The sequence below is a fragment of the Terrabacter sp. MAHUQ-38 genome (genome assembly GCF_014518425.1).
Taxonomy (GTDB): Bacteria; Actinomycetota; Actinomycetes; order Actinomycetales; family Dermatophilaceae; genus Terrabacter.
Map to the genome: position 1 here is coordinate 1 of NZ_JACVCU010000009.1, position 13,825 is coordinate 13,825.

Sequence of the window (13,825 nt, forward strand, 5' to 3'; positions counted from 1 at the left end):
CAAGGAGGTCGGCGACACCGTCATGTTCATGGACGGCGGCCTCGTCGTCGAACAAGGCCCCCCCGCCGAGGTCCTGTGCAACCCGAAGGAACCCCGCACCCAGAAGTTCCTCGAGAAGGTGCTCTGAGTGTCTGACGGTCAGCTCGCTGTCGTCGGGGTCGGTAGCGTCGGGAGCATGGCGCTGTGGCAGGCCTCGAAGCTGGGGGTCGCCCCCGTGGGCTTCGAGGCCATGGCCCCCGCGCATCCGCGCAGTGCGGTGGGCGGCGACAGCCGCCTGTTCCGGATGACCTACCGCGGTGAGCACAACTTCTATCCCGTTCTCCAGACGGCGGAGCGCCTGTGGCGACGACTGGAGGAGGAGTCCGGGCAGGAGATCCTGAACCAGTGCGGAGGACTGTCCATCGGCGAGACCGACGGGCGCTACCTTCCGGCCCTGCTGGACTCGATCCGGCGGACCGGGGCGCCCCACGAGATCCTCGACCGGGACGAGATGGCGCGCCGTTACCCCCAGCACCGGCTGTCAGCTGGTGAGAGCGGCATACTCGATCCCCGTGCGGGGTTCCTCCGCACGGATCGCGCCGTCCTCTCCGCGGTCGAGGTGGCCCGCGAGAACGGCGCGGCGGTCGTGAAGGACGCGCAGGTGCGCGAGGTCACCGAGCTGTCCGACGGCGTGCGCATCACCACCGACAAGGACAGCTGGACGTTCGACCGGGTGATCGTGGCGTCGGGCAGCGGGTCGGGCGCCGTACTTCCTCCCTTCCTGCAGCGACACGTGCAACCGAAGCGGATCTTCCTGACCTGGTTCACGGCCCGCGACGCCAAGCAGTTCGTCCCCGAAGCGTTCCCCATCTTCATCCGGATCACCGGTGACCGCTCCCTCTACGGCGCGCCGACCGTCGACGGAGTGACGGTCAAGGCAACCCTGGACGGGCGTGGCAAGCCGACCCCGGATCCCGCCACGATGGCCAGGGAGCTCAGCCACGCCGAGGTGGCCGAGTCGCTCGAGACGGTGCAGGAGTTCCTCCCGGGGCTCGTGCCCGAGATCGTCAGGTCGGACGCCTATCCGGACCTCTACACCTCCGACGAGACCGGCCTGCTCGGACCGCTCCCGGGAAGCGACCGCATCTACTGTGCGACGGGGTTCTCCGGGGCGGGCTTCAAGATGGCGTCGGCGTTCGGGGCCATCGCGGCCTCCGAGGTGTTGGGTCAAGGACCGCTCGTGGACGGTCTGGACTTCCTGCGTCCGGCTCGCTTCGCCTCTCACGCTTGACGATCGGCCGCGGCCCCACCTGTGCTCAGGTGGGGCCGCGGCACGCTCGACGATGACCGCGGAATGGCCATAACCTAGGTCGCGGAGGCGGTCATGGCCCTTGCCGACATGCACACCACACCTGCATCCCCACCGCGTGTCGAGTGGGAGGTGGACGGGTCTCGGCTCAGGTGCCGGGTGGGCTGGCCCGCCGACAGGCCTCCACTGGCGCAGGTGTTGCCCCTCTTCGAGCACCTGGGGCTTGTCCTGACCGATCATCGGCCGGAGCCGTCGGCGGACGGCTTCGTGTTCGTCCGGGCCGATGACCCGGGCCTCGACGAGGTGCTGCCGTGGCTCGCCGAGGCCTTCACCGCGGCTTGGGAGCACCGGGTTGACCGGGACGACTTCGCCTCCTTGGTGCTTCAGGCGCATCTGGACGCGAGGCAGGTGCAGCTCGTGCGGGCGGCCTGCCAGTACCTCCGTCAGGCCGGGCTCGGCGCGAGCCGGTCGTACGTGCGCGGGATCCTGTCGGGCCACGGCGAGTTCGTCCGGCACTGGGTCGAGGTGTTCGAGCAACGGTTCGGCCTGGAGGGCCCCTCGTCGGCCGAGAGTCGGCTCGCGAAGTACGCCGACGCCGCCACGACCCGGGACGAGTTCCGGGTGCTCGACTGGTACGCGGGCCTGCTGGACGCCATCACCCGCACCAACTACTTCACCCGTGACGGTGATGGCCGGTCGCCGCGCACCACCGTGTTCAAGCTCGACCCGGCGAGGCTGCCGTTCGCGACCGATCCCGCGGTGTCAGTGGAGACGTTCGTGCACCACCCGGACGTCGAGGGCCTGCACGTGCGGTACGGGCCCGTGGCCCGCGGCGGGCTGCGCTGGTCCGACCGCGTCGAGGACTACCGGGACGAGGTGCTCGCGCTCGCCAAGGCACAGCAGGTGAAGAACTCACTGATCGTCCCGGCCGGTGCCAAGGGCGCCTTCGTCGTCAAGGCGATCCTGGCCGGCCTTGCTCCCGCGGACGCCCTCCGTGAGGTACGCCGTTGCTACCGGGTCTTCGTGCGAGGCCTCCTGGACGTGACCGACAACGTCACCGAGCGCGGGGTGACGCATCCGGCGGGGATGGTGCTCGCCGACGGTCCCGACCCGTACCTGGTGGTGGCAGCGGACAAGGGGACCGCGGCCTTCTCCGACCTCGCGAACGCGGAGTCCGTCGACGCCGGGTACTGGCTCGATGACGCGTTCGCGTCCGGTGGCTCCGCCGGCTTCAACCACAAGCAGCTGGGCGTGACCGCTCGGGGCGCGTGGGTCGCGGTGCGACGACACTTCACCGAGCTCGGGATCGATCCCGAGCGCGACGAGTACACCGCGGTGGGCATCGGTGACATGTCCGGTGACGTCTTCGGCAACGGCATGCTTCTTTCGGACCGGCTGCGACTGGTGGCCGCGTTCGACCATCGGCACATCTTCCTGGATCCGGAGCCGGATCCGAAGACCTCGTTCGCGGAACGCGCCAGGCTGGCGGCGATGCCGGCCTCGTCGTGGGGCGACTACGACGGTGCCCTGATCTCTCCGGGCGGAGGCGTCCACTCGCGGTCCGGCAGGTCCGTTGCGGTGTCGAGGCAGGTCAGGGCTGCGCTCGACATCGACGCCGACGTGCTGTCGCCTGACGCGCTGGTGCAGGCGATCCTCCGGGCACCGGTCGACCTGCTGTGGAACGGCGGGATCGGGACCTACGTGCGAGCCTCGCACGAGACCGATGCCGACGTGTCGGACCGTGGCAACGACCGCGTGCGGGTCGCGGCCGACCAGCTCCGCTGCCGGGTGGTCGGCGAGGGCGGCAACCTGGGACTGACACAGGCGGCGCGCATCGAGTACTCCCTGGCCGGCGGGCGCCTCAACGCCGACTTCATCGACAACGTCGCGGGCGTCAACACCTCCGACCGCGAGGTCAACCTCAAGATCCTGCTGCGCTCGGTGGAGAAGGCGGGACTCATCGACCGCACGCAGCGTGATCGGGTTCTCGAGGCCTGCGACGGCGATGTCGTGCACGACGTCCTGGCCGACAGCGAGCGGCAGGTGCTCGCCATCAGCGTCGTCGAAGGCTACGGCGCGACCCTGCTGGACCGGCACGACCAGGTGATGCGCAACCTCGCCGAGCACGGGCTCGACCGCGCCCGCGAGCACCTGCCCGACGTCGAGGAGATCGAGCGGCGACGGGCTGCCGGTCGCGGACTCACCCGGCCGGAGATCGCGGTGATCCTGGCGCACGCCAAGAACCTCGTGCACGAGCTGCTGTTGAACGGTGACCTTCCCGAAGACCCCGGTGTGCTGGGCATGCTCGCCGGCTACTTCCCGGAGCCCGTGCGTGCCGAGTACGCCGAGCAGATCGCGTCGCACGAGCTGGGCCGCGAGATCATCGCGACACGGCTGGCGAACGAACTGATCGACCGGGTCGGCCCGGGCTTCATCTACCGGGTCGAGGACCGCACGGGAGCGAGCACGGACCAGGCGATCCGAGCCATCATGATCGTCAAGGACCTGCTGGGGCTGGACGACCTGTGGGATGGCCTCGCGCCATACCCGGTCGTCCCGACGATGCCCGTCAGGCATGCGCTGGAGCGGGCGCTGGAGTACAACGCATCCTGGCTGGTCCGCCGGAACAGCGGTCTGGCCGCGATCGACAGCGAGGCGGCCGTGTTCCGTGGCACGGTGACTCGCCTCCGCGAGGCCTTGTCCAGCTCAGCGCCAGCCCTCGACGCCGCTTTGGGCCGATCTGCGCAGCTCGCCGAGCTCGGTGTCTCACGGGACCTGCTGACCCGGTGTCATGCGGTGTCGCAGATGTCGCAGGCGCTGTGCCTGGCCTCGGCCTCGATCGAGAGCGGCTTCGACGTCGTCGAGCTCGAGGCGGCGTACGCCGGGATCGGGGAGACGCTCGGGCTCTCGTGGCTCTACTCCACCATCCCGATCAGCTCGGCGGACACACACTGGGTTCAGCTGGCAAAGGCTGCGCTCAGGGACGAGCTCGCTGCACTGACCGTGGCGATCGCGACGGAGGTGCTGGCCGCCGGTGGGCTCGCCACCTGGACGCGTGAGCACCGGGATGCCCTCGCGCGCACGCATTCTGCCTATGCCGGGCTGGCCGGCAGCACCGATGTGGACGTAGCGATGCTCACGGTGGGGGTGCAGGTGCTCCGGGACCTGCACCACGCCGTGAGTGCGCGCGGCTAGACCGCAGGCCCGCGAGCGGTCCGTCCGGACGGACCCGTGGCACCTCGGGCTCCTGGGTGGTCTCGCTTCGACGGCGCTCGAGCTCGTCGCCGAGCTGCTCGGCCAGACGGGCTGTGCTCGTCCGTACCGCGTTGTCGAGCCAGGCCGCCAGCTGCTCCATGATGGCCCGTTCCTTCGCCGTCCGGGGTGCGGCGAAGCGCTGGTGCAGGACCGTCCCATCGGACGTCGGCTCGAACTCCGTCGTGGCGAGGAAGCGGACCGGCCCCATCGGCGTCGGGACGGTCGTCCGATGGGTGAAGTAGTCGTAGGGCCGCCAGTCGAGGACCTCTTCGATGGTCGCGTTCTCGCCGTGCATGCAATGGTTGGTGGCGCCGACCCCGCGACGGTTTCCGGTCGCGATCACCTCGACCCCGGTCACCCCGAGCTGCCACGCCATCCGTCGGCCCGGTGTCGTCACGAACTCCCATACGACCTGCGGCGGAGCCGGCGTGGGAGTGTCGAGACGGTAGGCAGCCTGACGGTCGTCGACGAAGACGCGCGTGCGGGACTCCTCCTCCTGCCAGCGCCGCTCGAGGTCGTGGACCCAGAGGCGTACGGCGCCGATGTGCTCGTACGTCTCGGTGGTGGCGTGCATGCCGAGCGCGGAGACGTCGACATCCATCGCATCGACGCACTGCTGGCTCAAGAGCGCATAGGCCTCGACGCCCGTCGACTCGACCACGGCGTTCTTGAGCAGCCGGTGGACGAGGATGACGTCCGGTCCGAGCAGCTCCTCGTGGCCGGCGACGCGTTGGCGAAGGATGGTGCCGTGGTGGGCGACGAACTTCAGGTCGAGGTCGGGAGTGCGTACGCACGCGTTGCACTCGCACGACGTCGCTTGACGCACGTCCCGCCGGCGCCGCCGGAAGCCGAAGTAGCAGCCCTCGATCGTGTCGAGGAGCAACGACCCGTCCAGCTTGTCGGTGACGGCATATGTGAACGCGGCGTCGCCCTCGAGCTTCGCCAACCGGAACGCGGGTCGCAGCGCGCTGACGATCGTCCCCATGAGGTCAGCGAGGATGTCCTGCGCGTGATCGAGCTCGACTCCCGCGAGGTAGCCCGTGTATCCCGAGATGTCGGCGATCAGGAGACACGCCGACTCTGTGGCGTTCGGCGAGAGCTCCGGACCCGACGCCTGCCGGCTAGGAGAGCGACCGGCTCGGGGATCCATCCGTCCTCCTCGACCACGTTGAGCGGCGACAAGCGGTGGGGCGGCAGCCATTCCGGAGCTCGAATGCCGGGACCGGTCCCCGAGGGCAATCTACTGCTGCCGACACGCGTTCGCAGCCGCCTGCGAGGTGCTGCCCGGCATCGACACGCGTGCAACGTCGTTGCAACGTTCCGCGACCTAGGTTGCCTCTCGGATCGAGACAACGACGTCAAAGGAACTGACATGGCAACCATGCACGCAGCTGTTGTTCGCGCTTTCGGCACTGACCTCGTCGTCGACGACGTCCCGGTGCCGACCCCCGGTCCTGGGCAGGCGTTGGTGAAGCTCGTCACCAGCGGCGTCTGTCACACGGATCTGCATGCGGCAGAAGGGGACTGGCCCATCAAACCGAACCCGCCGTTCATCCCCGGTCATGAGGGCGTCGGCGAGGTCGTCGCCTTGGGCGAGGGGGTCACGAACCTCGAGGTCGGCCAGCTGGTGGGCAACGCCTGGCTGTACTCCGCCTGCGGCGACTGCCAGTACTGCAAGACCGGCTGGGAGACGCTGTGCGAGAACCAGCAGAACGCCGGGTACAGCGTGGACGGCTCCTTCGGCGAGTACATGCTCGTCGATGCCAGGTTCGCCGCGATCATTCCTGACGGAGCGGACCCGGTGGAGGTCGCGCCGGTGCTGTGCGCGGGCGTCACCGTCTACAAGGGACTCAAGATGACGGAGGCCAAGCCGGGCCAGTGGGTCGTCATCTCCGGTATCGGCGGCCTCGGACACATCGCGGTGCAGTACGCGAGGGCGATGGGCCTGCGCGTGGCCGCCGTCGACATCGCCGAGGACAAGCTCGCCCTGGCGAAGAGGCACGGTGCGGAGCTCGTGGTCAATGCGCTCGACGAGGACCCGACCGAGGTGGTCCAAAGGGTTACGGGAGGCGCGCACGGGGTGCTCGTCACCGCCGTCCACCCGTCGGCATTCGGCCAGGCCATCCACATGTCGCGGCGCGGCGGGACGATCGTCTTCCTCGGTCTGCCCCCGGGCGACTTCCCGGCGTCGATCTTCGAGATCGTCCTCAAGGGGCTCACCGTGCGTGGCTCGATCGTCGGCACCCGCCAGGACCTGGTGGAGGCCCTCGAGTTCTACGCCCGCGGACAGATCCACGCGACGGTGACCACTCGCGACCTCAGCGAGATCAACGCGGTCTTCGACGAGATGAGGCACGGAAAGATCGACGGCCGCGTGGTCATCACGTACTGACGAGGCTGCGCCTAGTCTCGCGGGCCGGCGGCGTCGAGGCGGACCCCGTGGACGATGAGGGAGGCGGGCAGGGAGACCCCGGTCGACGCGGCTCCGTCCTCGTCGACGGCGAGGTGGAGCGCCGCCTCACCGAACGCCTCGAGCGGCACCTCCACGGTGCTGAACTCGGGCAGGACGTCGCCGAGCATCGGGACGTGGTCGAACCCGGTGACCTCGATGTCGCGCGGTGAGACGATGCCCAGCTCGCGAAGGCGGGCGATGACGCCGACGGCCATGGCGTCGCTGCCCGCCGCGATGACGTCGAGGTCGTGGACGTGCTCGCCCAACAGGTCCACAGCGGCGTACCCGCCGTCGCGGGAGAACGGCGCGTGGACCACGCGCTGCTCCGGCACCGCAACACCCATGGCGGCCAGCCCGGCGAGGAACCCGTGGGCTCGGTCGCGGGCCGTGATCTGGTCAGCCGGCCCCGAGACGACGGCGAACCGGCTATGTCCGAACCTGACGAGCTCCGCGGCGAGCCTGGCAGCCGGGGTGCGGCTGTCGACGGTGACGGACGGGTAGTCGAGCGCGGAGTCCCCGACCACGACGATGCGCGCGCCCTGGGCGCGAAGCAGCCGCAGCTCCTCGTCCAGCGCGGCCTCTCTGGAGGGATCGGTCGTGCGGCTGGTCGCGAGCACGACCGCCCGGTGCCGCTCTCCCCTGAAGTGCCGAAGCACCTCGACCTCGCGCCGTGAGTCGTCACCGGTGGCGCGCACGGCCACCGACATCCCGCGCTTCTCCGCCGCATGCATCACGCCCGAGATCATCGTCGCGCTGCCGAAGTCGTCGATGTCGCTCACGAGGAGGGCGACGCTGCGGGCGCGCCCGCCCTTGATCGCCTGGGCAGCGGTGCTGACGGAGTACCCGAGCGTCGCCGCGGCCTCCTCGACCCGAGCGCGCAGATCTGCGCTTCCGGTCTGGGTCCCGCGCACGCCCCCGTTGAGGATCCGCGAGGCGGTCGGCACGGATACGCCGGCCAGCTTGGCGACATCACCCAGGGTCGCCGGCTTCGCCGGTGCTGCTTCCCCCATCATCCACCCTCCGGAGAAAGGATCCGCCTGTGGCGGACATCGATGTCCACCCTATCCGAGACCGCCAGGCGCCCTCGCATCCTCGAGCTCAGGGCTCGATGACTTCCTGCCCGATCGGGTGCTCACCGGCGGGATACTCCACGAGGGCGAGGACCCGGCTCGACATGAAGCGCGCCGTGCGCACCGGGGTCCCTGCGCGGGTCACCTCCGTCACCTCGACGATCCCGCGGCTGGTCGTGATCTCCACGCGACGCCCGTTGCGCGTCGCCTCGATCTCGTACGTGCGGACCTCGCCGCCCGCATCGATGACGATCTCCACGCGATCACCCCGCACGTCATCACGGTAGCGCTCCACCCGCCGCCATCGCCGGGCCCCCCCGCCGAAGACGTGAGTGTGCTGGACTTGGTGCCCGTGCCGTTCACGCCTGCAGTGCCATCGGATTCTGGGATAGCGTTCTCCCGCGAGAGCCGGAGACACCCGACGACGTCTCGGGCCTGGGAGTACGGCCCGGCCTCGAGGTCGCTGAAACCGGGGATGGCCCGCCCACTACCGAGGAGAGACTGTGCACGAGTCCCATGACGACGGCGGGCGCGCCGTCCTGACCAGCTTCGAGCCCGGCGCCGGCCGGCTCGCCCCGCGGGCCGTGGCGGCCAGCGACGCCCGGGTGGTCGTCCTCGACGGGTCCTGGAGCTTCCGCCTCGCCGGTGGCATCCGCGACATGACGCCCGGGCTCCCGGAGCCGTCGTTCGACGACAGCGCGTGGGACCGCGTGTCGGTGCCGGGATGCTGGCAGCTCGAGGGACTGCGTGACGTCGACGGCCGGCTCCTGCCCCGCGGGCAGGCGCGTTACGGCATCCCCGCCTACACGAACGTCATCTATCCCTTCCCCATCGACCCGCCCGCGGTGCCCGACGAGAACCCGACCGGGGAGTACCGCCGCTGGTTCGACGTCGACGACCTCGGCTCGTCGTCGTGGACCCTGCGCTTCGAGGGTGTCGACTCCCACGTGACGGTGTGGGTCAACGGGGTGCGGCTGGGGTGGAGCACGGGCAGCCGCCTCGCGACGGAGTTCGACGCGACGCCTGCGCTGCGCGAGGGCCGCAACCTGCTTGCGGTGCGCGTGAGCCAGTGGTCCGCGGGCAGCTACCTCGAGGACCAGGACATGTGGTGGGTCTCGGGAATCTTCCGGTCCGTGCGGCTGCTCGAGCGGCCCCCGGGCGGCATGGGTGACCACCACGTCATGGCCGACTTCGACCACACGACGGGCGAGGGCGTGCTCCGGGTCGTCACCGACGTGGCCGCGACGGTGGACGTGCCCGAGCTCGGCGTCGAGGGGCTGCCCAGCGGTGAGGAGCTCCGGGTCGCCGGAGCCTCGCCGTGGACGGCGGAGACGCCGCGGCTCTACGACGCGCTCATCCGCAGCGAGGGCGAGACGATCTCCGTGCGGGTGGGCTTCCGCACCGTCCGGGTCGTCGACGGCGTCATCACCGTCAACGGCGCGCCGATCCGCTTCCGCGGCGTCAACCGTCACGAGTGGCACCCGGACACGGGCCGCACCCTGAGCGAGGACGACCTGCGGGCGGACGTGCTGCTCATGAAGCGTCACAACATCAACGCCGTCCGCACGAGCCACTACCCGCCGGACCCCCGTTTCCTCGACCTGTGCGACGAGCTCGGTCTGTGGGTCGTCGACGAGTGCGACCTCGAGACGCACGGCTTCGAGCTGGTGGGCTGGCAGGGCAACCCGAGCGCCGACCCGCGCTGGCGCACGGCATACCTCGACCGCATGGAGCGCACCGTAGAGCGCGACAAGAACCACCCGTCGGTCATCGTGTGGTCACTGGGCAACGAGTCGGGTGTCGGCGACAACCTGCGCGCGATGGCGGAGTGGGTGCATGACCGCGACCCGAGCCGGCTCGTCCACTACGAGGGCGACTTCGACAGCTCGTACGTCGACGTCTACAGCCGCATGTACCCCGACCACGCGGAGACCGAGCTCATCGGGCAGGGTGCGGAGGCTCGGACGAACGACGCAACGGCCGACGCGCACCGGCGTCTCCTGCCCATGATGCTCTGCGAGTACGCCCACGCCATGGGCAACGGCCCGGGCGGGCTCGTCGAGTACGAGGCGCTCTTCGACCGGTACGAGCGCCTCCACGGCGGGTTCGTCTGGGAGTGGATCGACCACGGCATCCGACAGGTCGACGACGACGGCCGCGAGTTCTTCGCCTACGGCGGGGACTTCGGTGAGCCCGTGCACGACGGCAACTTCATCGCCGACGGGCTCCTCTTCCCCGACCGCACGCCCTCCCCGGGCCTGCTCGAGTATGCCGCCGTGATCGCACCCGTACGCGTGGGCCTCGTCGACGGGGCCAGCGGTCTCACGGTGTCGATCGAGAACCGCCACGACGTCATCGACACGGCCGGACTGCGCTTCCTCTGGACGGTCGAGCTCGACGGTCGGGTCGAGGACTCGGGCGAGCTCGACGTGCCGGTCGTCGGCGCGCGCGACGTCGCGCAGGTGCACCTGCCCGCACCCGCGACTCCGCCACCGGGCAGCCGGAGGGTCGTCACGGTCCGGGTGGTCGTCGCTCAGCCGACCGCCGCCCTGCCGGAGGGTCACGAGATCGCCTTCGGCCAGCACGTCGTCACGGGGCCACCCGTGGAAGCGCGCGTCGGCGCCGGGCGGCCGCAACGGGACGGGGACGGGTGGCGGATCGACGGTGCCGCGTTCGACCACTCAGGAGACCTCACCGCCTTGGGCTCCATTGTGCTGCAAGGCCCGCGGCTCGACCTGTGGCGAGCACCAACGGACAACGACCGCGGCTGGCTGGGCCACGACCGCGCGTGGCAGGAGCTCGGGCTCGATCGGGTCATCCACCGTGTCGACGACGTCGACGTCGTCGGCGACGAGCTCGTCGTGTGCACCACGACTCTCGCTGCGGGAACCGACGCGGGCTTCCGGACGACGGCGTCGTGGCGCAGCGTCGGTGACGCCCTGGCGCTGCGCCTCCGCGTCGTCCCTCTCGGGCAGTGGAGCATGCGCGGCCCCCGCAACCCCGACGGCTCCGTGAGCCGGCGCCCGGTCAACGTGCCGCGAATCGGGCTGTGGTTCGGTCTGCCGGCCGGGGCGGCCTCGGTCGACTGGCTCGGTCTCGGCCCGGGGGAGTCCTACCGCGACAGCCGCACCGGCGCGCGGGTCGGTGCCTGGAGGGCGAGTGTCGCGGAGCTGCAGACGCCCTACGTCAAGCCGCAGGAGAACGGCCTCCGCTCCGACGTGTGGTCGGCTGCGGTCCGATGGGAGGACGGCACCACTCTCAGGCTGGCCCACGACACCCCCTCCGGCTTCGCGGTGCGTCCCTGGTCGTCCAAGGCGCTCGCCGCCGCGGCGCACCCCACCGACCTGCGGCCCGAGGCCACGACGCACCTGACGCTGGACTTCGCCCACCACGGCCTGGGCAGCAACTCGTGCGGCCCGGATGCCACACCTGCTCACCGGCTCCACGCACACGAGCTCGAGCGAGAGATCCGGATCGCCGTCGTCGGGGGACGTGGTTGACGAGGCGACGCCAGACGATGCGTGAGCCCCCTCGACCGGCCCGGCCGGCGAGGGGGCTCACCGCATCGCGGTCCCCTGTCACCAGGTGAGTCGCACCAGCCGGGCCGCGGGGGCGGGAAGGTCGAGGTCGAGCGCGCCGTCGGAGAGGATCACCTCGGACCGCGGTGTCGGCTCGGGGAACACCACCGTGGCCGCCGTGGCGGGTACCCGGCCTGGGTCGAGCGTCAGCCTCCACGCCTCGGGCCCGCCGCGGCGCCACACGACGAGGTACGCGCCGTCCGCGTCACGCAGGCCGTACGTGAGCCAGTCGTCGTGCCAGCCCGGCAGGCCGGCGGGCCAGAACGGGACCATCGAGGGGATGCGGTCGCGCAGGCCGCGGTAGACGTCGAGAGCCGAGCGCACGAGGAGTCGCTGCGCCTCGGACAGGGTGTCGATGCGTCCGGCGAGGTGGATCCTGCCGAGCATGCTCGTGCACAGGGAGAAGACCAGCTCCTCGTCGGTCATCGAGCCGTCGACGGAGGCCCAGACACCGCTCTGCTCCGGGGTCAGCGCGGTGGGGGAGCCGGCGACGATCGGCGGCATGAGCCGGGGGTCCTGCTGGTCCGTCAACGACAGCAGCGGGAAGGTGGCCGCGCTCGCACCGTCGCCACGGCTCCCCCCGGCGGAGCAGCCCTCCACCGTCAGTCCGTCGTGCCGTCGCATGACGTCACGGACCCAGTCGAGGTGGGCGCGGGAGTGCTCGAGCAGGCCGTGGCCGGGCGTCTCCCGGCCGCCCCCGTCGGTGCCCGGTCCGATGTCGATGTTGTAGTCGAGCTTGAGGTAGTCGAGACCGAACCGGCGCACGAGGTCGTCCACCCGGTCGTCGAGATGGGCTCGCGCGGCGCCATGGCGCAGGTCGAGCTGGTGGCGTCCCCACTCGAGCGTGCGGTGCCCTGCCACCGAGAAGAACGCGTCCGGCGGCAGCTCGTCGACGAGCGGGCTGCGGCGGCCCACGACCTCGGGCTCCAGCCAGAGTCCGGTGCCCAGGCCGAGCCCCCGCGCGCGGTCCATGACGGCCTCGAGGCCGCCGCCGGGGAAGCGGTTGACCGAGGGGCGCCACTCCCCGACGGAGTCCCACCAGCCGCCGTGCTCGTCGTCGTACCAGCCGGCGTCCATGCAGTACACGTCGACGCCGAGGTCGGCAGCCGCCTCGACGAGCGGGAGCACCCGGTCGGTCGTCGGGTCGGACATGAGGCCGTTGAGGAAGTCGTTGTAGACGATCGGCAACGCGACGTGGTCGGGGTGGGGCAGGGCAGCGCGCCGGCGGTGCTCCGTGAGTGCGGCCCCGATGCCGTCCCACCCGTCCCGCGTGACGCCGAAGGACGCGTCCGCCGTGCGGAACGACTCACCGGGGGCGAGGTCGACGCGCCACTGGTGCTCGTGCCACGTGGGCCCGGAGGCGAGCAGGTAGAGGCCGTCGTGGCGGTCGCCGACCTCGGTGTGCCAGGCACCGTTGTTCTCCACCTGCCAGAAGAGCTGCCGGCGGCCGTCGTCGAGCACGTGCAGGGGCAGGTGCTCCGAGGTGGACCATGCCCCGGTGGAGGTCGTCGAGACGCGGTTCTTGGTGCCGACCTGGCCGTAGCGCGTCATCCCCACGTCGACGAGGCCGAGATCCCCGAGAGTGCTTGCACCCCAGCGATATTCGCCGCTCCACGGATTGGCGGCGCGCCACAACCGCACGGAGCGGTCCCAGTCGCGTCCGTGGAACAGGCCACCCAGCGCGAACGAGGACACGTGCTCGACGGCGACGGGCGCGATGGCGGTCAGCTCGACGTGGGTGCTCATCACGGTGGCGCCGTCTGCGAGCTCGTAGACGACGTGGGCGGCGAGCGTGGCGTCGTCCGACAGCTCGAGGGTCAGGCGGCGCCCGCCGGGAACGCTCTCGTCGCGAGAGGCGCGCAGGCGCAGTCGCTGGGCGGCCGCCCCGTCCACGTGCCGTTTGCCTGCGGTGCCGAGCTTTCCGTCGCCGGCCAGCGAGACCTCGACGACCGGGACCAAGGAGGCTGCTGCGGCCTCAGGCACCGGCTCGTCCGCAAGGGTTATGGCGCGCAGCGCCGGTGGGGCGTCAGGAGCCGCGGTGAGGTGCAGCGTCACCGAACCGTTGCCCCAGGCGAGATCCCTCTCGATGCCGGCCGTCGTCGTCGCCATGAACCGCTCCTTCGTTGATGTGTGGGGGATAGCGTTATCACGCAGAGGTGTCCGCTGACAGCCCATCCCGGCC

At 70.7% G+C, this 13,825-nt stretch carries 8 protein-coding genes; 4 read left to right on the top strand and 4 right to left on the bottom strand.

What is annotated here, in order from left to right:
* The first annotated feature begins 127 nt into the window (after window positions 1-127).
* Together H9I49_RS22595 and H9I49_RS22600 are read left to right on the top strand one after the other, a co-directional pair.
* Window positions 128-1,270, top strand: coding sequence for an FAD-dependent oxidoreductase (locus H9I49_RS22595; protein WP_370587705.1), 1,143 nt, complete (start codon window positions 128-130; stop codon window positions 1,268-1,270).
* Window positions 1,271-1,483: 213 nt separating this feature from the next.
* Window positions 1,484-4,483 carry an NAD-glutamate dehydrogenase domain-containing protein gene (locus tag H9I49_RS22600; RefSeq protein WP_370587706.1) on the top strand — a complete coding sequence of 1,000 codons (3,000 nt, stop codon included), beginning with the start codon at window positions 1,484-1,486 and terminating at the stop codon, window positions 4,481-4,483.
* Here the strand turns inward: H9I49_RS22600 and H9I49_RS22605 are convergent.
* Window positions 4,425-5,693 (bottom strand): DUF2652 domain-containing protein, encoded by a 1,269-nt coding sequence (locus H9I49_RS22605; protein WP_188032666.1) that lies wholly within the window; start codon window positions 5,691-5,693, stop codon window positions 4,425-4,427. The genes H9I49_RS22600 and H9I49_RS22605 overlap by 59 nt on opposite strands.
* 231 nt (window positions 5,694-5,924) lie before the next feature.
* On the opposite strand from H9I49_RS22605, the gene adhP reads away from it, so the two are divergent.
* Window positions 5,925-6,935, top strand: coding sequence for an alcohol dehydrogenase AdhP (adhP, locus tag H9I49_RS22610; RefSeq protein WP_188032751.1), 1,011 nt, complete (start codon window positions 5,925-5,927; stop codon window positions 6,933-6,935).
* A gap of 11 nt (window positions 6,936-6,946) precedes the next feature.
* On the opposite strand, the gene H9I49_RS22615 is transcribed toward adhP, so the two are convergent.
* On the bottom strand, window positions 6,947-8,008 hold the full coding sequence (locus H9I49_RS22615) for a LacI family DNA-binding transcriptional regulator (RefSeq protein ID WP_255524222.1): 1,062 nt from the start codon (window positions 8,006-8,008) through the stop codon (window positions 6,947-6,949).
* 85 nt (window positions 8,009-8,093) lie between these two features.
* Window positions 8,094-8,324, bottom strand: a complete 231-nt coding sequence (locus H9I49_RS22620) for a hypothetical protein (protein ID WP_223129131.1) — start codon at window positions 8,322-8,324, stop codon at window positions 8,094-8,096.
* Window positions 8,325-8,568: 244 nt separating this feature from the next.
* On the opposite strand from H9I49_RS22620, the gene H9I49_RS22625 reads away from it, so the two are divergent.
* Window positions 8,569-11,565 (top strand): glycoside hydrolase family 2 TIM barrel-domain containing protein, encoded by a 2,997-nt coding sequence (locus H9I49_RS22625; RefSeq protein ID WP_223129132.1) that lies wholly within the window; start codon window positions 8,569-8,571, stop codon window positions 11,563-11,565.
* A 78-nt stretch (window positions 11,566-11,643) separates the two neighbouring features.
* Here the strand turns inward: H9I49_RS22625 and H9I49_RS22630 are convergent, their stop codons facing one another.
* Complete coding sequence (locus H9I49_RS22630; RefSeq protein ID WP_188032669.1) at window positions 11,644-13,752, bottom strand: glycoside hydrolase family 36 protein; 2,109 nt, start codon at window positions 13,750-13,752, stop codon at window positions 11,644-11,646.
* Between the last annotated feature and the right edge of the window lie 73 nt (window positions 13,753-13,825).

What these genes read in the sequence shown, in the direction of transcription:
- adhP (WP_188032751.1), top strand. Translation starts at nt 5,925, where the DNA reads ATGCACGCAGCTGTTGTTCGCGCTTTCGGCACTGACCTCGTCGTCGAC.
- H9I49_RS22630 (WP_188032669.1), bottom strand. Translation starts at nt 13,752, where the DNA reads ATGGCGACGACGACGGCCGGCATCGAGAGGGATCTCGCCTGGGGCAAC.
- H9I49_RS22615 (WP_255524222.1), bottom strand. Translation starts at nt 8,008, where the DNA reads ATGATGGGGGAAGCAGCACCGGCGAAGCCGGCGACCCTGGGTGATGTC.
- H9I49_RS22605 (WP_188032666.1), bottom strand. Translation starts at nt 5,693, where the DNA reads ATGGATCCCCGAGCCGGTCGCTCTCCTAGCCGGCAGGCGTCGGGTCCG.